The sequence below is a fragment of the Globicatella sulfidifaciens DSM 15739 genome, assembly GCF_900167405.1.
In the GTDB taxonomy this organism is placed as follows: domain Bacteria; phylum Bacillota; class Bacilli; order Lactobacillales; family Aerococcaceae; genus Globicatella; species Globicatella sulfidifaciens.
The window spans coordinates 13,197-38,324 of the sequence record NZ_FUWO01000018.1; the positions used below are offsets into that span (position 1 = coordinate 13,197).

Sequence of the window (25,128 nt, forward strand, 5' to 3'; positions counted from 1 at the left end):
CTATTCTTCTACTTTGGTAATGGGAGCATAAGCCGCTAATAATTCTTTAATACCTTGAGTTTGAAAGGCAATGGTTAATTTAGTATCACCTTTATCCTCGACAACTTGTACGACCGTTCCAACGCCCCATGCTTTATGTTGGACCTTGTCACCAGCCTTCCAAGTTACCGGTGCTTCATTCGTACTTGAACTAGTTTTGGCTGCAGAAAGAGGACGTTTATTGGAAAGCGCTGCTTTGTTAGCACTTCTTAAAGCTACTGTGCCACTGTGACTTGCTCCTCCTATTGAGCGCGCTCGATTGAAACGGCCTAAACCAGGGTTAATCACACCACCTTCGCTAATTGATGGACGGGTATAGACACGGGAACCGAATGATTGATTGTCAATTAAATCAGAATCAATTTCATCAATAAAACGGCTTGGCAAGTTATTTTGATAACGTCCATATAAAAGGCGCGAGCGAGTGGCTGTCAAGAACAAGCGTTTTTCAGCACGGGTCATCCCCACATATGCTAAGCGACGCTCTTCTTCTAATTCATCATCATCTTCCATTGCCCGTGATAATGGGAATAAGCCATCTTCCATTCCGACAATAAAGACAAAAGGAAACTCTAACCCTTTAGCAGCATGCATGGTCATTAAGGTCACTTGATCTTCAAATTCTGTTTCCTCATTGGTATCACTAACTAAAGAAACATCGGTTAAAAAGCGTGTTAATGTAGAAGGCTCACTCGTTTCTGCTGAATCTTCCGTTAAGGATAAGATTAATTCAGGTTGTGCCGTTGACTCAGGCGTTGTCGTTGGTAGAGCAAAATCGGGATCGATTTCAACCTCCTCGACCGTTCCTGCCTCATCAAACTGCTTGGTAACGGAAGCGAACTCCTCTAAGTTTTCGATACGATTGGCCGATTCAATGTCATTTTGTGCCCGTAATTTTTCAATATATTCAGTTTGTTCCCAAACTTGTTCGACTAATTCACTCATATTTAAAAATTCAGCTTGTTGTTGTAAAGTTCGAATCATCGCCGCAAAATGGGTTAATTTCGTTTGAGCTGATTTACTAATATTAGAATGTGCTAAATGATCAATCGCTTTAAACCAAGACATTTGTTGACTATCAGCAAACGCGGATAATTTTTCTACTGTTGCTTGACCAATTCCCCGTTTCGGTTCATTGACAATACGGTTAAAACTAATATTGTCATTAGGATTATCGATTAAACGTAAATAAGCTAAAGTATCTTGTATCTCTTTACGTGAATAGAATTTTAATCCCCCAACAATTTTATACGGTAAGTTGGCATGAAGCAATTGATCCTCTAAGCTCCGTGACTGAGCTTGCGTACGATATAAAATAGCAAAATCACGATTTTTATAAGCTTCATCATTTTTAAGTTGATGAATTTTTTGAATCACAAACTGGGCTTCTTCTCGATCACTATCCGCTTGATAGAAGACCACTTTCTCACCGACTTCTTTATCAGACCAAAGTTGCTTTTCTTTACGTTTTTTATTATTAACGATAACGCTATTCGCTGCTTTTAAGATGGTTTGGGTCGAACGATAATTTTGTTCTAATAAAATCACTTTAGCATCAGGATAATCCTTTTCAAAGTTCAAAATATTTTCCATATTCGCTCCACGCCAACCATAAATACTTTGGTCAGCATCCCCTACAACACAAACATTACGCAGTAAACCCGCTAATAATTGCACTAATTGATATTGACTATGGTTTGTATCTTGGTATTCGTCGACATGAATATATTGGAACTTCTGTTGATAAAAATGACGTATTTGTTCATTTGATTCCAATAATTTAACCGTTAATAAAATTAAATCGTTAAAATCCATCGCATTTGCTGCTTTTAAACGTGACTGATACTGACGGTAAACATCAGCATGAATTCTTTCAATATAGCTATCAGCTAACTCCGCATATTCTTCAGGTAGTTGCCCTTCATTTTTGGCTTCATCAATCACATGTAATAACACCTTATAATTGAAACGTTCACTATCTAAATTTAGATCTTTCAGTACTTGTTTCATTAAGGTTTGTTGTTCACCAGTATCAATAATCGTAAAATTACGTTCATAGCCAATATGTTCTGCTTCACGTCTTAAAATACGCGCACACATCGCATGAAAGGTAGATACCCAAATTTGTTCGGCAGCTGGACCAACTAATTGTTGCACCCGCTCCCGCATTTCTGTCGCGGCTTTATTGGTAAAGGTAATTGCTAAAATATTCCATGGATTAACCCCGATTTCTTCAACTAAGTAAGCAATTCGATGAGTTAAAACTCTCGTTTTCCCACTACCGGCTCCGGCAGCGATTAAAACTGGGCCCGTCGTTGTTAATACGGCCTCTCTTTGTTTATCATTTAAATTTTTAATATTTTCTTGTAATGTTGACACGTTTGTCCCTCCGATTCTGTCTTATGGATCTGTGTCACGAAATTCACACACCGTATAAAATTATATCAAAAAACGATCGACTATTGTATTAAAATCGCCAACTTTCTCTGTTTTTTCAAGAATTGAAACTCTGTTGACATAAACCTATGAAAGGCTGTTCTTGATGAAGCTTTCTCTATTATTAAATAGCAATAGTGGTATGCCGTGACAGTATTTTGTTTTTGATATGGGAAAAAGTACCTTCTCTAAGTTAGCCAGCTATTCTATAGTGACACATTGCTGGTTTTTAGTGCAGGACTTGCTAATATAATTCGACTAACTATTCCACATTATTGATATATTGTTACTTTATTACACGTATCACGCAAATAAAAATAACTCGCCTCTTACGAAACGAGTTATCTGAAAACAGTCTTAAAGTTATTTTTACTAGTTAAGACGGTTCATCCATTAACTAACGGCGTTTTTTCTTTTTCAATAAACGTCGTAATTTTTTCTCTTCATTAGCTGCTTTAATTTGTTCTGGAGTCATGAAGTCGCGGTCACTCATTTGTGGCATTCCGCCCATACCCGGTAATCCGCCCATACCTGGCATACCGCCTTGCATTTGTTGCATTTGGTTCATCATTTTCTTCATGCCGCCCATTTTACCATTTGATAATTGACTCATCATATCTCGTGTTTGGTTGAATTGTTTGATCATACGGTTCACATCCATTAAGGTTTGACCACACCCCGCTGCAATCCGTTTACGACGACTTTGAGAAATAATATCAGGATTAGCTCTTTCTTCAGGTGTCATCGAATAAATAATCGCTTTAACACGTCCCATATCTTTTTCATCAATATTCACATCATTTATACCTGGTATTTTACTCACACCTGGGATCATTTTTAAGATGTCTTTGATGGGTCCCATCTTATTGACTTGATCCATTTGTTCTAAGAAGTCATTAAAGTCAAAGGTAGCATCCTTCATCTTTTCAGCCATTTCTTGAGCTTTCGCTTCATCGAAATCTTTTTGGGCTTTTTCGATCAAGGTCATCATGTCTCCCATACCTAAAATACGGCTAGACATACGATCTGGATAGAAAGGTTCTAAAGCATCTAGTTGCTCTCCTTGACCGGTGAACTTAATTGGTTTGTTGGTAATGGAACGGATAGATAAGGCCGCCCCACCACGGGTATCCCCATCTAACTTTGTAATAACAATCCCGGTAATATCCAAGGCTTCATTAAAGGATTGAGCAACGTTAACGGCATCTTGTCCAGTCATCGCATCAACCGTTAATAAGATTTCATGAGGTTGAACCGCAGCTTTAATATTGCGTAACTCATTCATCAATTCTTCATTAACATGTAAACGACCAGCCGTATCGATAATGACGACTTCATTACCTTGTATACGCGCTTGAGCTACTGCATCACGTGCAATATCTACGGGATTCGCTTCTGTCCCATAACTAAAAACATCAAATCCTAATTGATTCCCAATCGTTTTTAATTGGTCAATCGCTGCCGGACGATAAACATCAGCAGCTACTAATAATGGACGTTTTTTACCTTTTTCTGTTACATATTTCGCTAATTTACCAACCGTGGTCGTTTTACCTGCCCCTTGTAAACCAGCCATCATAATAATGGTTGGCGGAGCTGATTGAAGATTTAACTCTTCTATTTCACCACCCATTAAGGCTGTTAATTCTTCATCAACGATTTTTAATACTTGTTGTGCGGGTGATAATGAAGCTAATACATTCGAACCTAATGCATGCTCATTGACTTTTCTGACGAATGTCTTAACTACCTGGAAGTTAACGTCCGCTTCTAATAACGCAAGACGAATCTCACGCATCATTTGTTTTAAGTCTGCTTCAGTAATTGTCCCTCCTGCACCTACTTGGCTAATTGCCGATTGGAGGCGTTCCGATAACCCTTCAAATGCCATATTTAAATCTCCTCTTTACTTATTCATCATATTCTTTTAATTGGTGGATAATGTTAGTTGCTTGTTCTTTATTATCCAAATTTAATAATAACTCATCCAATAAAACCTCTCGTTGGTTGCGTTTTTTCAATAGTCCAAGGTTGGCTTCATATTGTTCTAACGCTTTTTCACTACGCTTAATTGTATCATGAACCGCTTGGCGACTAATTTGATAATGTTCGGCAATTTCACCTAATGAATAATCTTCTTCATAATAAAGTGCCAACATTTGTTGTTGTTTTTTAGTTAATAAACTTTGATAGTAACTAAACAACATATTCATTCTAACCATTGCTTCTAGTGACAGTTCAATCACCTCTATTCAGGATATTGAATATATTTTGCTAAACGATTGGCTAACTCATTAGGCGTTGAATGCTCTAAAACTTCCGCTAAATCATGAACCTCTTCTTTGGTATAACCCAATTCTTTTTCTAAGAAATACTCCCAAATTTCATGTTTTCTAATTAAGTTTCTAGCCATTTCAATTCCTTTTGGCGTTAGCTCTGCACCCTGATAAGGCTGATACTCTAACAACCCTTCAGCTGCTAGTTTGACAATCATTTCCGAAACGGAAGGTGCAGATACTTGCAGCCCTTTAGCAATCATTTTATTTGATACCAATTGTGAAGCACCATTTTCATAAATGAATTTCACATAGTCTTCTCTACTCTGAGACATCTTACACCCTCCTAAAGTTCATCAACTTATTTTAACATTATCTTAGTGATTAGACAAATTTTTAGCTTAGCCTAAAAATTTTTAGGCAAACCTATTGATTTATTTTTTATGTCATAATATACTATAGCCAGCAAATAAATTAGGTGCGCCTAAAAAGGAGGCTTTTAATTGAAAAGAATTATTTTTAGTATTTTGTCGTTTGTCATAGGGTTGGGATTATGGATCCCAGTTGTCAGTGCTAATGAAAAACCAAAAGTGACGGTCACTACTTCTTTCTTAGCAGATATGGTTCAAAATATCGCGGGTGATGAAGTGGAGCTAGAGCTTTTAATTCCAGCTGGCAGTGATCCACACTTATATCAACCGAAAGCACAAGATTTAAATAAAATTTCAACAGCTGACATTGTTTTATATCACGGTTTACATTTTGAAGGTAAAATGGTGGATGTTTTAGAACAATATGGTGTGGCAGTAACGAAAGATTTTAAAGAAAATCAAATCGGAGAAATGGAAGAAGATGGTCAAAAAGAAATCGACCCTCATTTTTGGTTTGATATTGATTTATATAAACATGCAACTATTACCGCTAGCAATGCTTTACAAGAAAAATTCCCTGGACTAAAAGAAACATTCGAACGCAACACCGAACAATATTTAAATGAGTTAGACCAATTAAAATCATGGGTCGCTACAGAATTAGAAAAATTACCGGTTGAACAACGTAACTTAGTTACCCCACATGATGCTTTTAACTACTTTGCCAAAAGTAATGATTTTGTCGTCTATGCCCCACAAGGTGTTAGTACCGATTCTGAAGTTTCAAATCAACAAATTTCAGAAACTGTTGACTTTATTATCAATAATAAAGTACCGGCAATATTTGTAGAGTATACCACTAATCCGGATAGAATGAAAAAATTACAAGAAGCGGTTAAAGCAAAAGGTGGTTCAGTGGAAGTGGTAATGAACGAAGACGAAGCCTTATTCTCTGACTCATTAGCACCTGCAGGTCAAACTGGTGATAATTATATCGCGATGTATCAACATAATATTAAGGTCATTATTCAACACTTAGCTAAATAATTATTAGATTTTAGTTAACTAACGAGTGCGGAAGTGGACAAAAGAGTTTAACATACACTTCTCTTAGTGCCCGCTCCCAACTCGTTTATTTTTGCATTATTCATCATCTTACTTGAAAGGAGCGCTTTATATGAATCCTCTATTAGAAACAATCGATTTAACCGTTCAATATGATAAAGTAAAAGCTTTAAACAACCTCAATATACAATTACCGCAAAATAAAAAGATTGCCATTATCGGCCCTAACGGTGCCGGTAAATCTACTTTCATCAAAGCCTGTCTTGGTCTGATTCCTTATGACGGCCAAGTGAGCGTACTAAACCAAACGATTAAACAAAGTCGTCAACAAATTGCTTATGTTCCCCAACGATCCAATGTGAATTGGTACTTTCCAACAACGGTGGAAGACGTGGTCAAAATGGGTGTCAGTAGCAATCGCTTTATCTTTTCACCAATATCCAAAGAAAAGAAAAATAAAGTAGAAGAAGCGTTAGCCATCATGAAATTAACCGATTTAAAAGATCGTCAAATTAACCAACTTTCTGGTGGACAAAAACAAAGAGTCTTTTTAGCACGGGCCATTGCTCAAGATGCACAAGCTTATTTTCTTGATGAACCACTAGCAGGTATTGATCGCACCAGTGAACAACTGATTATGCAACAATTAAATGATTTCCAAAAACAAAATAAATCAAGTATTACCGTGCACCATCAATTAGAAACATTAAAAGACTATTTCGACTATGTTGTCATGATTAATCAACAACTAATCACAGCAGGACCCATTGACGAAGTGCTAACCAAAGATAATCTGGATTTAACCTACTATGGCATCAAACACTCACAACTGGAGGCGAATAAACATGAGCATCTTATGGAATAATCATTACCTATATCTAGTGGTCGCCATCGGGCTGAGTCTACTAGCCGTTGCTAGCTCAATTGTTGGGAGCACCCTGGTCTTAGAAAAACAAAGTCAATTAGGTGATGCAATCGGTCACTCTTCTTATCCAGGTGTCATCATTGCCTATATGATTTTTCAACAACGTAATCCCATTATTTTATTAATGGGAGCAGTCGCTGCCAGTTTATTGTCAATCATGATTATTCACTGGCTAAGTCGCGAAAAAGCTTTTCATTTTGAAAGTATTCTCGCACTGGTTCTTTCATCCTTTTTTGGATTAGGGATGGTCTTAATGAGTTATATTCAAGGTAATCCAAACTTTGCTAAAACAGCACAAGCTGGTCTTAATAATTATATTATGGGACAAGCAGCCTATTTAATGAGAGATGATGTGATTACTATTGGAATTGTAGCCATCTTTACAATCTTTGTCTTTTTGATTAATTATCCTAAAATAAAAATTGTATTATTCGATAAAGACTTTGCCACTAGCATTGGCATCAATGTCCCATTCTTTAAATTTCTCAATTTATTGCTAGCGATTGTGATTATTGCTGTTGGACTAAAAGCGGTAGGTGCTTTACTGATAAGCAGTTTATTAATCGCCCCTACTATTATTGCCTTACAATGGAGCAATCAATATGAAAAGGTATTGATTATCGGCAGTATTGCTTCGATTATCGCAGCAGTTGGCGGCACTTACCTTAGTACCACTATTGAAAAATTAGCCACTGGTCCGACCGTCGTTCTCTGTTTATTTAGTATGACCGTTCTCTCCCTCATTATCGGTCCAAAAAGTCCCTTATTTAAGCGAGGTGAAGCAAAGTGATTGAATCACTATGGATTTTATTATTAGTCGGAATATCCAGTAGCCTTTTAGGTAATATATTAGTTCAAAAGCAAACCGTCATGGTAGCCGATGCTATCTCTCATACTATTTTATTAGGGATTGTTTTAGCCTATTTTATAGTCCAAAATTTGGACTCACCACTACTGATTATCGGAGCAACCTTATTTGGTGTATTAACAGTTTACGCGATTGAGTGGTTAACCTATCGAACCAATGTTCAAATCGATGCCGCTATTGGGATTGTCTATACTTTCTTCTTTGCTTTAGCGGTAATCTTAATTTCTAAATGCTTTGACAATGTTCACCTGGATATCGATGCCGTTTTACTAGGAGAAATTATCTTTGCCCCTTTAAATCGAGTAGAATTATTAGGACATAGTTTCCCTGTTGCTTTGATTCAAAATACGATTTTACTGGGCATCATCCTATTATTTTTATTCTTTTTTTACCATCCTTTAAAACTGATTTTATTTGATAGTACTTTTGCAAAAACAACCAATATTAAAGTCTCCTTAATCAATTTTTTATTAATGACTTTAGTGGCCTTACACTGTGTAATTGCCTTTCAAAGTGTCGGTGCTATTTTAGTTATTGCCTTAATGGTTGCACCTGCACTGAGCGCTCAACTATATGCCAAAAGTTTTCCACAATTACTGATTTTTGGAGCAATGATTGCTTGTATTAATAGCGCCATTGGTTATCAGTTAGCCATCCACATTAATGTTTCCATGTCTGGGATGGTAGCGGTCGTTAGTTTTATTGTCTTTATTATGGTTTTTATTCTAAAACATCATATTCTGTCACTATTTCGTCGACTATCTTAGTTTGACCGAAAAGGGTTTCTATGCTATTATAAAACAGAAATCTTATTGTAGTTTCAATAAGAAATGAAACTTTAAAGGAAGAATTTAGATGGCAAATATTAATCAATTAATTCGTACAATTGTTGAACCTTTAATCGAATTTCCTGAAGAATTAACAATTGAAGAAGTAGATACAGATGAATTCTACGAATATCACTTATTTTTAAACCCAGAAGATATCGGGCGTGTCATTGGTAAAAAAGGACGTGTCGCACGCGCAATCCGCACGATTGTTTACAGTGTTCGTACAAATAACCGTAAACGCACCCGCTTAGTAATCGTCGATGAAGCGAATGATCAAAATGATAATGACGTCGATGATATGAACGACGATGAATAATTAAATCATAAAAAAAGCTGAGTAACATTTAACGTATGCAATGCCCCCCAAAAAGTTAGACAAAAATCTAACCTTTAGGGGCAGCTCGTTGGCTCAGCTTTTTTTGTTATGCAATCTAGATTAATGAGTTAACAACAAATTGACTTTCACATAAAAATATTTAACGCTTACTTAATGTCAAACTGTCACCCCATTAGGAGCTTTAAAAAAATCATCGGCTATTAAGTTATTTCCCGATACATTATTTAAAATAACTGTAACAGAGGACTTATTATGCTAAACTAAAACTCAATAATTTCCGATTGAACGCCATGGGATGTTAAGCGTATTAAGCGGGCTCCACGATTGACCATGGCATTGGCACCAAAACCCGATACCTGTCCAAAAACTAAGCGAAAATCACGATAATTGACATCAAAATTATTATTATGATTATGACCAACGAATAAAGTGGTCGCCAATGGATCAAAGATTAATTGAGCGAAAAATCCGGTATTTAGACTAGGACCATCGACACGAAAAAATTCCTCTGTCACTGCGTTACGTGGCTTTTGTTGATGGTAGGCTTCATAATACTCTGGCAATGGAATATGTTGAAAAACTAATGTTTCTTGTACTTCTCCTCGCTCTAATAATGCGGCAGAACATTGATTAAACCATTGAATCTGTTCTGTTAAAATCCAATCATAACGCCCATCATATTGAGTATTATAGCCACCTGAATCGAGCACAAATGAAGCATATTTCATACTTTCCTTTTGATCGTCATAAATAGGGATGATATAGGATTCACGGTCTTGAGCAATCATGACTTGCTGTTTCTCTACTAATAAATTAATTTGCAATTCCATTTCCCGTAAGATTTGTCGACTAACATCAGGATGATTAGTATCATGATTACCATAAGTAATCGCAATCGGCACCGCTAATCTCTGACAAAAAGTGATAAATTGCTGATAACTGACCAAAGGCTGGCTGCTTAATGTAGCCCAAATCATATCCCCAGTAAAAATAACCAAATCCGGTCGGTAACGTGCTACTGTTCCCTTAATATGAATTAAGGTTTTCTCGTCAGCATCATTCCATGGATAGTCTTTTAAATGTAAGTCGGTTATTTGTAAAATTTGAAAGGATTGATTGTCATGTAAATGGAGCTTCATGATTCTTGAACCCCTTTAAAATTTAATAGGACGGTTTGATTTACTTTAAAAGCTTGTGGTTGATTACTTGAAATCACTAGTTCTTGACCATCTTCTAATTGAATACCATACTGAGTCTCACGTCCTAAAAACTGTTGATCAAGCACCCGACCTACAATGCCTTTTCCTTGATCGTGATAGTCACGCAATTCAAATTGTTCAGGTAAGATTGGCAATGTATTTAATTGTTTAAAATGCACATTAATGTGTGGCGCCTTCCAACTCGCACCATTGACCGCTTGGTTAGGATAAAACTGATCCCCCTTCCAGATGCCTTTAATCAGTTGAGCTTTACCAACAAAACGTGCAACGAACTCAGTCTTAGGATGATGATATATATTATAAGGCGTATCAAATTGTTCGATTTGACCTTGGTTCATCACTATCACGCGATCTGCTAAGGCCATTGCTTCCTTTTGATCATGCGTAACATATAGTGTGGTCGCATTCGAAGCTTGGTGAATTTTTTTAATTTCTCGTACCATGCTTTCTTTTAGATGGGCATCCAACGCAGATAAAGGCTCATCCATCAATGTAAAATTCATGTAAATAGTTTTATAAGTAATTTTAATATGGTATTCTGTTATGGAGGTGAAATGAGATGGGAAAAAGAATTAATTTTAAAGGAATTGTCAATTTTCGTGAATTAGGAGATTTTAATACGATTAATGATCAATTAACACAGAATGGACGCATTTATCGTTCTAGTATGTTATTTGCAGACGAAGCAGCCGATGTCGAAAAAATGAAAGATTTGGGGATTCAAACAATCTTTGACTTGCGTTCGCCAAAAGAGATTGAACGCCATCCCAATCAGTTTAAAAAATTAGTCCCCCACTATTTAACGATTAATTTAAGTGGTGGTGCCGATGCTGGGCGATCCTTAGAAATGAGCAAAACAACCGATGATCCTTACTTTATGAAATTTCGCTATATGGAATATTTAGAAGAAGCTAAAGATGAAATTGCCAAATTATTTAGACAGTTAATTCAGCCAGATAGTTTACCGGCAGTGGTTCATTGTAGTGCGGGTAAAGACCGAACTGGTGTCATTAGTTATTTGTTATTAAAAATGGCAGGTGTCCCAATTGAAGAAATCGTGGCAGATTATCAAGTAAGTTATGGTTACATTAAAAATGATGTACGCATTATTAAAGAAGGCCATCAGCAAAATATTTATCATTCTTATCCAGAAATTATGGAAGGCTTAGATCAATTATTTACCGCTCAATATGCTGATGTGGCAGACTATTTTGTTTCATTGGGCTTGAATGCTGATGAAATTGAGTTAGTACGTGGTTTATTATTATAGTTATCACTATTATTTTGCTTGTTATTCAGCTGTAGAAATGTTATTCACCGAAAAATACTGAGACGTCTATTTCCTACAAGAAAGAATTGTAGAAATGACTGCACTTTATCCCTCACTATAAAAGACTGAGTATAAACTTGAAAAATTTAGTAAATGTTTGTTCGTTAAAAGCGCTGTGGTGGAGTGGTTTCAAACTGTGTCTTAAAGACTAGTTTGAGATACACTCCCTAACTATAAAAAACGATTGACCGTCGGGCCAATCGTTTTTTTTTATAAATTATGCGTCTTCTTTACGTTTAGATAAGGTAATAAAACCTAATCCTGTCGTTAATAAAATGGCAACTGCCGGTAAAACATTATGATCTTTTTCACCAGTTTCAGGTAAAACAGCACTCTTCTTAACAGATGTTTGCGTTACTTTTTGCTCTTTGTCGGATTCTTTAGATTTTATTGAAGCAACTAATTGTTGACGTTTTTCTTTCAATTCAGCTAAATTATCCACCAGTTCTTCACAATTGTTTTCTAAAGCTGTTAATTCCTCTTCTAATGGAGTGAGTTCAGCTTCTTTGTCATTCAATTGTTTTGATAATGCTGCTAAATGAGATGCATGATCCTGTAAAGTTTGTTGTTGTTGTTCTATTAATGCTGGTAAATCATCCAAAGCTTTTATTTCTGTTTCCACATCAGCCACCTGAGTCGTAATCAAGGCATATGTTGCTTCTAATTCTTTAATTGTTGCGGACAAATCAGTAATTTTAGCATTCAAGTGCTCAATAAAATCATTGATTACTGTTAAATTAGACGCTTGTAACGCTTGATTATTTTTTGCCTCTTCTAATGCTTCTTGTGCTTCTGCAATCGCTTGTACTAAGTTAGCATTTTCTTCTGATAATGACTCTAACAAAGTATTTACTTCTACCAATCGTTCTTCTTTTGACGTTTGGGTTGTTGCTAGTTGATCCGCTTGCGCTGATTGTGCTACTGCTAGTTCTTCTTTTTGAGCCTTTTGTTCAACTAAAGCATCACGCTCAGCTTTTATTTGTGCTCCATGCGCATTGTTGGCTTGCATTTTATTGTCATTTTGTGTAAGCTCTGTATTTACTTTCTCATATTGAGCTAAAGTTTCATTTAAAAGCTGTTCAACTTCTTCATTTTCTTGACTAACCGAGTCTAATGTAAAATCAGCATTAAGATCAAAAAGATTTTCATCTCTAACTTGTGGTTTGGTTACCGTAATAAAGTGATGACGCGTTTGATAATAGTCATCTTCTTTAACATTTCCCATGGAGAAACCAAAGTGCCCTTTTGTATCATTCGCAATATTGGCTAATTGTTCGTTATACCATTCAGGTTCAGTTTCTTTATACTCGCCATTTACTGCTTCGAATTCTTTATATGCCATATATTCACTTAAGCCAATCAATGAATATAAATGACCATAATTCGGTTCGCCACCATCGTCAAAAATCATATTTAACACACTTGAATAAATAGCACGTTTAATATTTGACACCGGAACATTCACATAGCCATCTTCCGTTAATTCGCCACCACCGGTCTCTGTATGTTGCCCCTCATATTCCATGTAGCCCCAACCTAGATTCTCATAATAGTTGCCATATGTATCATCTAATCCGTTTTTACCAGCTTCTTCAGAAATTGCTTTATCATAATGACCGGCAGCACTATTTTTATTCTGAATGTCTAGACGACTTTGTGCATATGTATAGGTGTCATTAACATAACGTTTGGCAATGTCATCGGCAAATTTAATGGTACTATAATTAGCTACTAAAGAAGAAACACCAACAGCTTGACGGATTTGATTAATGAGGTCCAATGAATAGAATGTTAATTCTTGAATTAATTGATCGCTAACATCATTAATATCTGGAACGATACGTTCTTTATCACCAGGACTCATCACAAATTGATTTTTTGAACCTTCTAATTGTGAATATGGTTTGGTAATCGCATCAAATTCAGCTTCAGACATTTCACCAGTATATAATTTGTAAATATTTTCCATCGTAAATTCAGCGGGTAATAAAATACTATTTTCGCCTACTATTGGTGGAGTGCCTAATAATTCCCGGTATTGATTAATTTTATCATCCAAATCTGATTTTTGTGCTGATAGTTGATCCTTTTGTGCTTGTAGTGCATCGGCGACACGTTTCCATTCATCCAACGCTACCGTTAACTCCTTAGTACGCTCATCAATCGCGGCTGTATCAGCATTCTTTGCACTTTGTGCTCGTAAGTCTGCAATTTGTTGGGTTAGGGTTTCAATCTCTTGTCCTAATTTAACTTTTTCAGTTTCTAAGGCTTTAATTTCAGCAGCGATACCTTCACTGGTTAAACGCTCTAAAGCAGCTTCTTTGTCAGTTAATGCCTTATCAGCGGTCGCTAATGCTTCTGCCGTTTTTTCTTTATCTGCTTCAGCTTGTTTTCTTTGTTCTTCCGATAAAGCCCGTTCTTCTTTTTTCGCATCTAAATCGGATGCTGTCTTTGCCATTTCAGTAGTCAATTCTGATTGCTTCGCAACTAGTTCAGCACGAATTTGTTCAACATTGGCTAAACGTTCCTTTAATTCAGTCAGATGTGCTTCATCGATTACTTGTTGTTCTTCAACTTGTTTAATAGCAGCTTCAAGTTCTGAGATTTCACGTTCCTTTATTGTAATCTCATCTTTCAATTCAACCATTTGAATTTCACATGTCTGACATTCCGCTTCTTTTTCTTTGATTTTTTCATCTAAATCCGCAATTTGCTCTTCAATTGTTTTTTCTTTCGTTTCTTCGGTTGTGTCTTCTGCTGATGACTCGGTTGTGTCCTCTGCTGGTGACTCGGTGGTTGCTTCTGCTAGTGCTTCGGTTGTGTCCTCTGCTGGTGACTCGGTGGTTGCTTCTCCTACGGCTTCAGTCGTGTCTTCTGCTGGTGCTTCAGTCGTGTCCTCTGCTGGTGCTTCAGTCGTGTCCTCTGATGGTGCTTCGGTCATGTCTTCTGCGGGTGCTTCAGTCATGTCCTCTGCTGGTGCTTCAGTCATGTCTGTCACTGATTCAACAATAACTTCGCTTTCAACCAATGTTGGTAGTTCTTCATCAATATTGTTTTCTTCTAATACTGCGGTTGGTACTGATACAGTTTCTTCGGCTGATACAATTTTCCCTGCTCCCACAAACCCAGACATTATGGCTACAGCAACCCATACGCCTTTTACTTTCCTTAAAAGCTTCAGTCCTCCATTCATTGAAATCCCTCCCATTCTCTCTCATAAGTCTATTATAAAACATCCAGGTTATATTACAAATGAAACATTTAAAATTTGACCTTTTTTTACAAAGTTTACAACCTGATCAAAGATTTCCAAAAATAAAAAATCTCTATCAATTTGGTAACCAGCGATTTAAGCTAGTTAAGGCCCATCATTGATAGAGAAAAATGTTATTTTCTAGATAGTTTGACTATAAAAAGATATTATCTAATTTCAGTAACCCCGCCCATATATGGAACAAGCACCTCTGGGATTTTCACACTGCCGTCTGCTTGTTGGTAATTTTCTAAAATAGCTACTACTGTACGTCCGACAGCTAAGCCAGATCCATTTAAGGTATGAGCTAATACTACACGATCTTCTGAGTCACGGAAACGAATTTTGGCACGTCTTGCTTGGAAAGCCTCACAGTTTGAACATGAACTAATCTCACGGTAAGTATCTTGTCCCGGAATCCATGCTTCAATATCATAAGTTTTCGCTGCTGAAAAGCCCATGTCACCGGTTGATAAAGCTAACACACGATACGGAATATTCAATGCTTGTAGAATCCCTTCTGCATTGGCAGTCATTGCCTCTAATTCTTCATAAGAATGGTCGGGATGAGCAATTTTAACAAGCTCTACTTTATGAAATTGGTGTAGACGAATTAAACCACGTGTGTCACGTCCTGCACTACCCGCTTCAGAACGGAAAGAAGGTGACATAGCAGTCATTTTAATTGGTAATTGGTCTTCCGATAAAATTTCATTGGCAACATAGTTCGTTAAAGGCACTTCAGCTGTTGGAATTAAAGTAAAGCCACGTTCATCAGTTAATTGGAAGGTATCTTCAACAAATTTAGGGTATTGGCCAGTTCCAAACATTGATTGATCATTAACCATATAAGGTGGAATCATTTCAGTATAACCATTTTTTTCAGTATGAGTATCTAACATAAAATTGTAGACTGCACGTTCTAAACGAGCACCTAGTCCTTTATAGAAAACAAAGCGGCTGCCGGTTACTTTTGCGGCACGTTCAAAATCTAAGATACCAAGTTTTTCGGCGATATCCCAATGATTCAATGGTTCAAAATCAAATTGGCTAGGTTCACCCCAACGACGAATTTCCACATTATCTTCTTCATCTTCACCAACTGGTACACTGTCATGAGGAATGTTTGGTAATCGATGTTCAATATACTCTAACTTTTCATCAATAGCCGTTAAAGTTTCATCTTTTGCTTTAATGGTTTCCCCTAATGTTTTCATTTCAGCAATTTTTTCATCAGCATTTTCTTTATTGCGTTTCAATTGGGCAATTTCGCCTGATACAGCATTACGCGTTTGCTTTAAATGTTCTACTTCCACTAACAATTCACGGCGTTGAATATCTAATTCACGATACTCATCCAAAGTCTCACGAGCTACACCACGGGTAGCTAATTTAGCCGCTACTTCTTCAAACTTATCTCTTAATACTTTACGATCTAACATATCGCTTCCTCCTCTTTAGCTATAAAAAAATACAGAGCCTCATCCACTATCTGGGACGAAGGCTCTGTTCGCGGTACCACCCGATTTCAAATATGATGATCATACTTGCTCTCAAATCAAATCGTTAACGGGATTACCGGCACTACTTACTCAATAAATTGTTTTCATAGGCATACCGATTCGTGGATTCACTAATTAATTCGCGTGATTTGCACCGACCATCACGTCTCTAAACAAATACCTTAGTTACTATTCGAATCTGTTACTTTAAATTATAATCATCTACTAATGAAAGTCAAGTTCCGCTTCATTTTGTATACTGGTGTTTGGTTTGCTTATGGTTGTGTGGCTTCACTATATTTACGAAATTATGCGAAATCGGTAATCAATATTGTTTTAATGACATTGGGGATTAATTTGATAAGTAATAAAAAACCTAGCATATTAGCTAGTCCATTCCAATAGTCTATAGGGGGTTTATGTATCCAGGAAAACCAGGACACTTTTTAAATTCAAAATTATATATTTTAGTGAAGAATGCTATATTATCAATTTTTTTGAAACTTATGTAAACCTTAAAAAAATAAAAATTGGTCCCTACTGGGTTCGAACCAGCGACCCCTACCTTGTCGAGGTAGTGCTCTCCCAGCTGAGCTAAGGAACCGATTACTGCTATCATACCATATTACTACGAGAAGGACAATAACTTACGAGTGGGTAAGGAGTAGAAAACCAGATTATTTTCAATTCTTCTGCTCTATCTCATCATGATAGACTCGCATAATAAAAGAGTTGTTTCCGTTGCAGCATTAAAGACTCGCTTCACTCGCACAATAAAAGAGTCGTATGCGTTGCAACATTAAAGACTCGTTTTCGTTGCACAATTGTAGAGCCGTTTCGTCGCATAATGATATAGCCGCTTCCGTCTCATCATAAAAAAAGAGTGGGGACAAGATGCAAAAACAATTGTTCTGCAATTTCTTTTCCTCACTCTTTGTATTACCACTCTAGTTGGCGTGCTTTTTCAGTATCACGATAATGGTGAACTTTCTCTAAGCCTTTAAATTGTTGTTGGCGTAAAGCCTCAAAAATAATAATATTAGCGGTGTTAGATAGATTTAAAGAACGCACATGTTCATCATTCATTGGAATCCGCAAACACTGATCTTGATGTGCTTCCATAAATTCAATCGGTAAACCGGTTGTTTCTTTACCAAAGATAAACACTTGCTCCTCAACACTTTCATCGGCTAGATTTACCTCACTATAGACATGAGGGGTAAACTTGGTGATTAAATATAATCGGCGTTCACCTAGCCATTCCATGAAAGCATCTAAATTTTTATGATAATAAATTTCGACATTATGCCAATAATCTAACCCAGCACGTTTTAACATTTTGTCATCGGTACTAAAACCTAAAGGCTCGATTAAATGTAATGCCGTGTTCGTCGCCGCACAAGTACGGGCAATATTACCGGTATTGGCTGGCATTAAAGGTTCAAATAAGGCGATATGATTTTTCATTGATTACTCTACTTTCTTCTCATCTCGAGGCATCCGTTTATTCTTTAATGTTTCTAAAGCCTCAGTCATTTCTTGTATTGTTTCGGGGTCGGTTTCCTTCTCCAATTGATTTGCCACGCATTGTATCATTGAAACATTGTAATAACGTTGAATTTGTGCAATCGCCCAAGCGGCTGTACCTCTTATCATCGGTCTTGGATCTTGTTCCATTATTTCTAATAATAATGGCAAAGCGGTACGGTCACGATAATTGGCTAATGCTATAATCGCATTTCTTTGTAATGGTTTCTTCCCACGCCAAGAACCGGCCATTTCACCAAATTTAGCATTAAATTCTTTATTCGACATCGTTAACATCGGTTTCAATAAAGGTTGAACTTGGTCAGGATTTGGCTCCATTTCTGGATGAATGTGTGAATCAATGCCTTGATTATAAGGACAGACAATTTGACAAATGTCACACCCATAAATAACATGAGTGATTTTCCGACGAAATTCTTTCGGCATATAACCTTTAGTTTGCGTTTGATAGCTAAGACAAAGTTGAGCATTCATCCGACCATCACCAAGCAGAGCATTGGTTGGACAAGCATCGATACATCGGGTACATTCCCCACATCCATTTTCAACAGGGGTATCCGGTTCAAACTCAATGTCGGTAATAATCTCACCTAAATAGACATAAGAACCAAATTCTTTGGTGATCAGCAGACCATTTTTACCGATAAATCCTAGACCCGCTCTTTGGGCAGCTGCCACATCAATTAATTCACCCGTATCAACCATTGGTTTGAAATTAGCCGTTTCAGTCTTAGTCTTAATGAAGGAAATTAACTTATCCAAACGATCTTGTAAAATATGGTGATAATCCGTTCCCCATGATGCTCTGGCAAACATTCCTCGGCGGTTTTCACGATCTTGAGGGTAAGGATTTTTAATCCGACTTGGATAAGCTAAAGCAATCGATATAATCGACTTTGGTCCGTCGAAAATTAATTCTGGGTAAAGTCTTTCATCGATATTAGGATGTTCAAAACCTGAAGTATGACCTTTAGCTTTTTGCTCCTCAAGTGAGGCTTTCAGATGAGCAAAAGGTTCAGCTGTTGAAAAACCTATTTTATCGATGCCAATTTCTTTTGCGGCCGCAATTATTTCTTCTTTTAACTGAGCACTTGCTGTTACCATCACCATCCCCCTTTCAATAAAAAAGGTTGAGACTTGCGCCCCAACCTCCATTTCCTACTAGAAATTATTCTTCTGTTGCTTCTTTTTCACCGATTACTTCTGGTTCCGCAACTTCATCTTCGCCAGTTGTTTCTTCTGGCTCTTCAGTTGGAGCTACGACTGACACTAATGATTCTTCTGCATCTGTAACTAATTCAACATTAGCTGGCATTTCTAAGTCAGAAGCATATTTAACGTCACCAATTTCCATACCTTTAACATCAACTTCAAATGATGAAGGAATGTTTGCTGGTGTTGTTTCAACTAATACAGTTGATAATGATAAGTCCACGATACCTACTTTAACAGTTTCTTCGTTAACTAATACCACTGGAATTTCAACTTGTAATTTGTCATCTGCTGAAACAGCTTGTAAGTCTACTGAGTAGAACTCATCTTTTAATGAAGCTTTAACAAAGTTTTTAATTAAAACTTGTTGTGTTTTTCCATCGATATCAACATTGAATACCGCGTTAACACCTTCTTTTTTCAAGATGTTTTCGAATTCACGACGGTCAATTAATAAAGATTGGGTTTCTTCCCCTTTTGAGTACATTGCTACTGGAATTTTACCTTCTTGACGAGCTTTACGAGAAGCTGAAGTTCCTGTAGTTGTTCTTAATTCTGCTTTTAAATTCATATAAATATATTCTCCTTACTATTCCTAATTTAATAGCGCTAATAGTTGCACACACAATATGATACCAAAATTTTCAACAAAAGGCTAGCAAAAAGTGTGTATTTTGTATACAATAAACAAGTAAGATCAATGAAAGGAGTGATAGAATGAAGAAAATAATTACTTTTCTAAAACCATGGGATTATATCTTAATTACCTTCGCTGTATTTCTCTCCTTTTTACCAACCATCGTTACCGCGATTCAATATTCAATGCAACCAGAAGTGACCAATTATGCGATTGTCAAAATACATGGAAAAGAAGTCGATCGTTTCGAATTATATGAAGGCGCCGAAAACGTACAAAAGACTTATTATCCCGGTGATAACCAATATAATATTATCGAACGCGAAGGTGACCACATTCGCATTAAAGAAGATAATTCTCCTGATCAAATCGGGGTTAAGACCGGTTGGATAAAACGTCCCGGTCAAACAGCAATTTGCTTACCACATGGCTTAATTATCGAAGTTTTAGGTGAGCCCGAAGAAGATGAATTAGTCCTTCCTTTGTGACACATACTTACTATAAAAAAGCAGGCTTAACGGAAATGGCATTCCTTAATTGGAATACCCATTTTCCGTTATTTTTTTTATAATGCGATACCGCCTTCTATCATTAAAGGGTGATTTTTATATTTAAAGGGCACCTTCTATAATCAATGTCACCTTTTTTCATTAAAGGGCGCCTTCTTCAACTGCTTCTACTAATGGTAAAGCATTTAGTAATACTTCGGCCGTTCCAATGTTCGTGGCCAATGGAATATTATAGACATCACACAAACGAATTAACGCATTGACATCCGGTTCATGCGGTTGTGCTGCCAATGGATCACGTAAAAAGATAACCAATTCAATTTTTTGTTCGGAAATCATCGCACCAATTTGTTGGTCGCCACCTAATGGACCTGAGTTTAAACGATTGACGACTAACCCTGTTTTTTCATTGATTACTTTACCGGTAGTTCCAGTAGTATAAATCGTATTTTGACTCAACACATCTAAATATTTTTCTGTTAATTCAATCATGATAGGTTTCTTTTGATCATGGGCAATTAAGGCAATATTCATCATTAGTTATCCTCACTTTATTCATTTTCTCATACTTATATTATATCATATTGCGCAAAGTGAGCGCTATCGAAAGAACGCCCTTTGATAAGGCATGAACATGCTAATTTATTATCTCACTTCTAAAACGACCATCACCCCACTTTTGATAATTTATTTAATTAAACAGACAATGATGTGGGATAGGTTCCCATTTATAAATTGATACTCCTTCTTTTTCATTCTCATTCTCCACTTAGTACCACTGAGCGATTATTCTTAGATTTTAATCAGTATGATTTTATGAATGGCTTTCCTTCTCATGGCTAGTATAAACTTGGTAAATTTGGTTAATAACATTCACAATGGTCAAGCGACATAAAACGATGTTTTAAAGAGACTAAGTATCAAATTGATTAATCTAGTCAAAGAATTACTCGCTAATGGTCAACTGTATGTTGAAAAGCATCAAACTGCGTCTTAAAAAGATGAGGCCTCAACTTGGTCAAATTCAATCATTCGATTTTCTACTTCTGGTCCACTTCCAAAGTTTTAGACAGACGCATCAAAATAGCATCCGATTGTCTACTTCATGCCAAGTCTAAACTGTGGCAGCGTTCGGTAGATTAAATGAAAACCATCTATTTTTCTTCAGGCTCCTTCTTCATAAAATTATCCAGCGAAATCTATTAAAGTGATAAATTTTATGATACGATTAACTTGTGAAATATAAATCAAACTTTTAGGAGGATGCCTTATGACCATTACACAACTTTTTAATATTCAATATCCCATCTTTCAAGGAGCGATGGCGCAAATTGCACGCTACCCCCTAGCCGCGGCCGTTTCACAAGCTGGTGGACTTGGTATTATTGCTTCAGGTGGCATGTCAGCTGAAACCTTACGTCATGAAATTCGCGAGTTAAGAAAAATTACCGATCGTCCTTTTGCCGTAAACTTGATGTTGATGATGGAAAATATTCCGGAATTAGTCCAAGTAATCATTGATGAACAAGTCCCAATCGTCACAACCGGTGCCGGCACACCCAAGCATGTCATGCCCTATCTAAAAGAAGCCGGGATTAAAGTCATTCCTGTAGTTGCGAGCGTCAAACATGCCATTAAGATGGCAGAATTAGGAGTAGATGCGATTATTGCAGAAGGAACAGAAGCAGGTGGTCATATTGGTACCACCACCACTATGGCACTGATTCCCCAAATCGTTGATGCCGTTAAAATCCCCGTCATTGCGGCCGGTGGAATTGCAGATGGTCGCGGGATGGCCGCTGCTTACACCTTAGGCGCGCAAGGGGTTCAATTAGGAACCGTCTTCTTAGCGAGTGAAGAATGTCCGATTGCCAAAGGCTATAAAGAAGCAATACTCAAAGCAATCGATACCGATACGGTTGTCACTGGTACACGAGCTGGCGCACCAGTGCGTTGTCTTCGTAATCAAATGACTGAGAAATTTATTGAACTGGAAAATACGTATGCTAACCGTGATGAATTAGAAAGCTTGACACTTGGATCTTTGGCCAAAGCTGTTAAAGACGGTGATCTTGAGAACGGTTCGCTAATGGCCGGCCAAATTGCAGGAATGATTCGTGAAATTAAGCCGGTTCACACAATTATTGAAGATATTTATCAAGAAGCAAAAGCCGTCTTAAATCGAACAGTCATTTAATCGACAACATTTTCGGTGAAATACGAATCATGATGTTGAAGCAGTATAGCTGTTAAAAAATGGTATACCGCCTTTCAGAATCATAAAATTTCAACCAATACTTCTGTTCATAAAATGATATACGGACATTCCGAACTGTGAATTTTATTTGGTCAGTTAGTGATGCAAAAAACGGATGCATTTTCAGTTACAAAGGTTAAATCTTACTAGACAACTTATCTATTAGAGAAGTGTTTTACAATTGCGACTTATTATAATCTGGGCTTGGTAATTGACTGAGTCTGGATTTTTGTTAAATTAATTTATTACAATTAAAATATTATCGGTTTATCAGGGATAACTGTTAAATAAGTATTTGGCAGCAAATTTACGTATTTTATACAAAGATGAAACTTGACCACACCCTATGATACAATACTATTGACAAACAAAGGAGTTGAGTACATGCACCAAATTAAATGTCCACATTGTGGTGAAACTTTTCAAATTGATAAGACAAGTTATGCGAATATCGCTAGCCAAGTTAGAACCTCAGAATTTGATCAAGAACTACATAATCGTTTAGTACAAATTAATGAAGAGCATCAAAAAGATATTGCCCTTGCCGAAGAAAAAATTAGTAAACTATTAACTGAACAATTAAATGATAAAGAAAAAGAGTTAGCACAATTAGCAGTCGAAAAAGACCGTGAAATTACCCAACTAAAGAACGACAAAGAGCAAGCTTTAACCAAATTAATCGCTGAAAAAGAACAGGCTTTAGCGAAGTTACAAGCACAAATTGATTTACAAAAAGAAAAAACTGCCGCTTCCTTAGTTGAAAAAGAAACGCAAATTAAAGCTGATTTAACCGAACAATTGACCCAACGCGACAAACAAATTGCCGACTTGGAAGCTCAATTAAAACAAATTGAGAATACGCATAAGATTTCATCGATGGAACTGGTAACAGCTAAAGATAAAGAAATTAATGAATTAACCAATCGTTTGCAATTACTAGAAAAAGAAACTTTAATTGAGCAGAAAAACTTAAAAGAACGCTATGAAATTCAATTAATGCAAAAAGATGAAACCATCGCCTTCTATAAAGACTTTAAAGCTAAACAATCCACTAAAATGGTCGGTGAAAGTCTCGAACAACATTGCGAAATTCAGTTTAATGAGATTCGCGCTACCGCCTTTCCTCGTGCACAATTTGGGAAAGATAATGATGCCCGTTCAGGAAGTAAAGGCGATTATATTTATCGAGAATATGATGAACACGGTACTGAAATCATTTCGATTATGTTTGAGATGAAAAATGAAAATGACGAAACAGCTACTAAAAAGAAAAATGAACATTTCTTTAAAGAATTAGATAAAGATCGTACTGAAAAGAAATGTGAATATGCTATATTAGTCAGCTTACTAGAAGCGGATAATGAATTATATAATAATGGAATTGTTGATGTTTCCTATGCTTATGAAAAAATGTATGTTATTCGTCCGCAGTTCTTTATTCCGATTATTAGTCTACTTAGAAATGCTGCGATGAACTCACTACAATATAAACAAGAGTTAGCTTTAACTCGAGAACAAAATATTGATATTGCACACTTTGAAGAAGATTTAGAAGAATTCAAATCAGCCTTCGCACGGAATTATGACTTGGCCAGCCGCAAATTCCAAACAGCCATTGATGAAATTGACAAAACCATTACGCATTTAGAAAAAACTAAAGCTGCTTTATTATCTTCTGAAAATAACTTACGTCTAGCAAACAATAAAGCTGATGATTTAACTGTGAAAAAATTAACGCGTAACAATCCCACCATGCGCGCAAAATTTGAAGCATTAAAAGACTAATTGATTAACAAGTCAAAATATAAAACCGTTGGATTATTTCTATCGTCTAGCCATTTGCACGGTGTCTTCACTGTCAAAAAAGCTAGCGAATAGAACGTCTTTAAATTTGATACACACTGTGCTATCGATAGATTGATGAACTACAACGCCATTATAATGGCGTGTTTCTAGGAACACTCATGACTTGTTCTGCTTATTTCAAAGCAAAACAGCGGTCTAAGCTATTTAACTAAGGCCTGTTCCAGGCCAATATTTAATATATTTTTAGCTGCGTTGATATCTCTATCGTGATGCATATTACACTTCGTACAAGTCCAATGACGTATATTTAACGCTTTTTTACCGCTATCATATCCGCAATTGGAACATTTTTGTGACGTCTTGTACGGATTAATCGCTACAAATGTCTTATCGTACATTTCGCACTTTGCCTCTAGGATTGTTCTAAACATCCGCCAGGATTGGCCAGCAATCGAACGAGCTAATTGATGATTTTTCATCATATTAGTCGTCTTCAAGTCCTCTAGGACGATAACGTCATAACTTTTAACCATATCGGTTGTAATCTTATGAATGTAATCCTTACGGATGTTTTTGATACGTTGATGAATACGGGCAACTTGCCGTTTGGCTTGCTGGTAGTTTTTCGCATCCACTAAAGCTACACCGTTCTTTTTGGCTTGTAAACGTCTACGGGCCATTCGCTTTTCCCAATAATGTAATTGTTT

Annotated in this window: 22 protein-coding genes, 1 tRNA gene and 1 other annotated feature; of the genes, 9 read left to right on the plus strand and 14 right to left on the minus strand. The window is 36.6% G+C overall.

Features of this window, described 5'->3' with window-relative positions:
- The 4 genes from B5D12_RS08510 to B5D12_RS08525 form a co-directional block, all read right to left on the minus strand.
- A complete protein-coding gene (locus B5D12_RS08510; protein WP_078756421.1) occupies positions 1–2,418 on the minus strand; it encodes a UvrD-helicase domain-containing protein in 2,418 nt (805 codons plus the stop codon).
- A gap of 454 nt (positions 2,419–2,872) precedes the next feature.
- Positions 2,873–4,366: a signal recognition particle protein gene (gene ffh / locus B5D12_RS08515; protein ID WP_078756422.1), complete on the minus strand. Its 1,494-nt coding sequence runs from the start codon at positions 4,364–4,366 to the stop codon at positions 2,873–2,875.
- Positions 4,367–4,385: 19 nt separating this feature from the next.
- Entirely contained in the window at positions 4,386–4,688 is a 303-nt protein-coding gene (gene ylxM / locus B5D12_RS08520; protein ID WP_455339216.1) for a YlxM family DNA-binding protein, read from the minus strand.
- A gap of 35 nt (positions 4,689–4,723) precedes the next feature.
- A complete protein-coding gene (locus B5D12_RS08525; RefSeq protein WP_078756423.1) occupies positions 4,724–5,086 on the minus strand; it encodes a metal-dependent transcriptional regulator in 363 nt (120 codons plus the stop codon).
- 168 nt (positions 5,087–5,254) lie between these two features.
- Here B5D12_RS08525 and B5D12_RS08530 point away from each other — a divergent pair, with 168 nt between their 5' ends.
- From B5D12_RS08530 to B5D12_RS08550, 5 genes are all read left to right on the plus strand, one after another.
- Positions 5,255–6,169, plus strand: coding sequence for a metal ABC transporter solute-binding protein, Zn/Mn family (locus tag B5D12_RS08530; RefSeq protein WP_078756424.1), 915 nt, complete (start codon positions 5,255–5,257; stop codon positions 6,167–6,169).
- A 130-nt stretch (positions 6,170–6,299) separates the two neighbouring features.
- Positions 6,300–7,052, plus strand: a complete 753-nt coding sequence (locus B5D12_RS08535; protein WP_078756425.1) for a metal ABC transporter ATP-binding protein — start codon at positions 6,300–6,302, stop codon at positions 7,050–7,052.
- Positions 7,033–7,902, plus strand: coding sequence for a metal ABC transporter permease (locus B5D12_RS08540; protein ID WP_078756426.1), 870 nt, complete (start codon positions 7,033–7,035; stop codon positions 7,900–7,902). Before B5D12_RS08535 ends, B5D12_RS08540 begins: the two co-directional genes overlap by 20 nt.
- Positions 7,899–8,747 carry a metal ABC transporter permease gene (locus tag B5D12_RS08545; protein ID WP_078756427.1) on the plus strand — a complete coding sequence of 283 codons (849 nt, stop codon included), beginning with the start codon at positions 7,899–7,901 and terminating at the stop codon, positions 8,745–8,747. Before B5D12_RS08540 ends, B5D12_RS08545 begins: the two co-directional genes overlap by 4 nt.
- A gap of 88 nt (positions 8,748–8,835) precedes the next feature.
- Positions 8,836–9,126: a KH domain-containing protein gene (locus B5D12_RS08550; protein ID WP_078756428.1), complete on the plus strand. Its 291-nt coding sequence runs from the start codon at positions 8,836–8,838 to the stop codon at positions 9,124–9,126.
- 281 nt (positions 9,127–9,407) lie between these two features.
- Here B5D12_RS08550 and B5D12_RS08555 read toward each other — a convergent pair whose 3' ends face one another.
- Entirely contained in the window at positions 9,408–10,286 is an 879-nt protein-coding gene (locus B5D12_RS08555; RefSeq protein WP_078756429.1) for a metallophosphoesterase, read from the minus strand.
- On the minus strand, positions 10,283–10,870 hold the full coding sequence (locus B5D12_RS08560) for an ABC transporter ATP-binding protein (protein WP_078756430.1): 588 nt from the start codon (positions 10,868–10,870) through the stop codon (positions 10,283–10,285). The genes B5D12_RS08555 and B5D12_RS08560 overlap by 4 nt, the downstream gene beginning before the upstream one ends.
- A gap of 56 nt (positions 10,871–10,926) precedes the next feature.
- Here B5D12_RS08560 and B5D12_RS08565 point away from each other — a divergent pair, with 56 nt between their 5' ends.
- Positions 10,927–11,637 (plus strand): tyrosine-protein phosphatase, encoded by a 711-nt coding sequence (locus B5D12_RS08565; protein WP_078756431.1) that lies wholly within the window; start codon positions 10,927–10,929, stop codon positions 11,635–11,637.
- Between the two features lie 277 nt (positions 11,638–11,914).
- On the opposite strand, the gene B5D12_RS08570 is transcribed toward B5D12_RS08565, so the two are convergent.
- From B5D12_RS08570 to B5D12_RS08590, 6 genes are all read right to left on the minus strand, one after another.
- A complete protein-coding gene (locus B5D12_RS08570; protein ID WP_078756432.1) occupies positions 11,915–14,890 on the minus strand; it encodes an SEC10/PgrA surface exclusion domain-containing protein in 2,976 nt (991 codons plus the stop codon).
- Between the two features lie 227 nt (positions 14,891–15,117).
- Positions 15,118–16,392 (minus strand): serine--tRNA ligase, encoded by a 1,275-nt coding sequence (gene serS, locus B5D12_RS08575; protein ID WP_078756433.1) that lies wholly within the window; start codon positions 16,390–16,392, stop codon positions 15,118–15,120.
- 48 nt (positions 16,393–16,440) lie between these two features.
- Positions 16,441–16,664, minus strand: a binding site (T-box leader).
- 319 nt (positions 16,665–16,983) lie between these two features.
- Positions 16,984–17,056: transfer RNA gene (locus B5D12_RS08580), tRNA-Val, on the minus strand.
- Positions 17,057–17,391: 335 nt separating this feature from the next.
- Positions 17,392–17,919 carry a tRNA (cytidine(34)-2'-O)-methyltransferase gene (locus B5D12_RS10500; protein WP_234982952.1) on the minus strand — a complete coding sequence of 176 codons (528 nt, stop codon included), beginning with the start codon at positions 17,917–17,919 and terminating at the stop codon, positions 17,392–17,394.
- Between the two features lie 3 nt (positions 17,920–17,922).
- A complete protein-coding gene (gene queG, locus B5D12_RS08585; protein WP_234982953.1) occupies positions 17,923–19,104 on the minus strand; it encodes a tRNA epoxyqueuosine(34) reductase QueG in 1,182 nt (393 codons plus the stop codon).
- Between the two features lie 64 nt (positions 19,105–19,168).
- Positions 19,169–19,783 (minus strand): 50S ribosomal protein L25, encoded by a 615-nt coding sequence (locus B5D12_RS08590; RefSeq protein WP_078756434.1) that lies wholly within the window; start codon positions 19,781–19,783, stop codon positions 19,169–19,171.
- 146 nt (positions 19,784–19,929) lie between these two features.
- On the opposite strand from B5D12_RS08590, the gene B5D12_RS08595 reads away from it, so the two are divergent.
- Positions 19,930–20,337: a NusG domain II-containing protein gene (locus B5D12_RS08595; protein WP_078756435.1), complete on the plus strand. Its 408-nt coding sequence runs from the start codon at positions 19,930–19,932 to the stop codon at positions 20,335–20,337.
- A gap of 162 nt (positions 20,338–20,499) precedes the next feature.
- Here the strand turns inward: B5D12_RS08595 and mgsA are convergent, their stop codons facing one another.
- Positions 20,500–20,892, minus strand: coding sequence for a methylglyoxal synthase (mgsA, locus tag B5D12_RS08600; protein WP_078756439.1), 393 nt, complete (start codon positions 20,890–20,892; stop codon positions 20,500–20,502).
- Between the two features lie 736 nt (positions 20,893–21,628).
- On the opposite strand from mgsA, the gene B5D12_RS08605 reads away from it, so the two are divergent.
- The gene (locus B5D12_RS08605) at positions 21,629–22,555 is read left to right on the plus strand and encodes a nitronate monooxygenase (RefSeq protein ID WP_078756436.1); all 927 of its coding nucleotides are present in this window, start codon (positions 21,629–21,631) and stop codon (positions 22,553–22,555) included.
- A 444-nt stretch (positions 22,556–22,999) separates the two neighbouring features.
- Positions 23,000–24,400, plus strand: coding sequence for a DUF2130 domain-containing protein (locus B5D12_RS08610; protein ID WP_078756437.1), 1,401 nt, complete (start codon positions 23,000–23,002; stop codon positions 24,398–24,400).
- Positions 24,401–24,621: 221 nt separating this feature from the next.
- On the opposite strand, the gene B5D12_RS08615 is transcribed toward B5D12_RS08610, so the two are convergent.
- Positions 24,622–25,128: RNA-guided endonuclease InsQ/TnpB family protein (locus tag B5D12_RS08615; protein ID WP_143412081.1), on the minus strand; the 507-nt coding region annotated here is incomplete at its 5' end.

Bases quoted from the DNA above. Each gene is read 5' to 3' on its own strand.
- ffh (WP_078756422.1), bottom strand. From the start codon at position 4,366: ATGGCATTTGAAGGGTTATCGGAACGCCTCCAATCGGCAATTAGCCAA.
- ylxM (WP_455339216.1), bottom strand. From the start codon at position 4,688: ATGAATATGTTGTTTAGTTACTATCAAAGTTTATTAACTAAAAAACAA.
- B5D12_RS08525 (WP_078756423.1), bottom strand. From the start codon at position 5,086: ATGTCTCAGAGTAGAGAAGACTATGTGAAATTCATTTATGAAAATGGT.
- B5D12_RS08535 (WP_078756425.1), top strand. From the start codon at position 6,300: ATGAATCCTCTATTAGAAACAATCGATTTAACCGTTCAATATGATAAA.
- B5D12_RS08540 (WP_078756426.1), top strand. From the start codon at position 7,033: ATGAGCATCTTATGGAATAATCATTACCTATATCTAGTGGTCGCCATC.
- B5D12_RS08550 (WP_078756428.1), top strand. From the start codon at position 8,836: ATGGCAAATATTAATCAATTAATTCGTACAATTGTTGAACCTTTAATC.
- B5D12_RS08555 (WP_078756429.1), bottom strand. From the start codon at position 10,286: ATGAAGCTCCATTTACATGACAATCAATCCTTTCAAATTTTACAAATA.
- B5D12_RS08560 (WP_078756430.1), bottom strand. From the start codon at position 10,870: ATGAATTTTACATTGATGGATGAGCCTTTATCTGCGTTGGATGCCCAT.
- B5D12_RS08565 (WP_078756431.1), top strand. From the start codon at position 10,927: ATGGGAAAAAGAATTAATTTTAAAGGAATTGTCAATTTTCGTGAATTA.
- B5D12_RS08570 (WP_078756432.1), bottom strand. From the start codon at position 14,890: ATGAATGGAGGACTGAAGCTTTTAAGGAAAGTAAAAGGCGTATGGGTT.
- serS (WP_078756433.1), bottom strand. From the start codon at position 16,392: ATGTTAGATCGTAAAGTATTAAGAGATAAGTTTGAAGAAGTAGCGGCT.
- B5D12_RS10500 (WP_234982952.1), bottom strand. From the start codon at position 17,919: ATGAAAAATCATATCGCCTTATTTGAACCTTTAATGCCAGCCAATACC.
- queG (WP_234982953.1), bottom strand. From the start codon at position 19,104: ATGGTAACAGCAAGTGCTCAGTTAAAAGAAGAAATAATTGCGGCCGCA.
- B5D12_RS08590 (WP_078756434.1), bottom strand. From the start codon at position 19,783: ATGAATTTAAAAGCAGAATTAAGAACAACTACAGGAACTTCAGCTTCT.
- B5D12_RS08595 (WP_078756435.1), top strand. From the start codon at position 19,930: ATGAAGAAAATAATTACTTTTCTAAAACCATGGGATTATATCTTAATT.
- mgsA (WP_078756439.1), bottom strand. From the start codon at position 20,892: ATGAATATTGCCTTAATTGCCCATGATCAAAAGAAACCTATCATGATT.
- B5D12_RS08605 (WP_078756436.1), top strand. From the start codon at position 21,629: ATGACCATTACACAACTTTTTAATATTCAATATCCCATCTTTCAAGGA.
- B5D12_RS08610 (WP_078756437.1), top strand. From the start codon at position 23,000: ATGCACCAAATTAAATGTCCACATTGTGGTGAAACTTTTCAAATTGAT.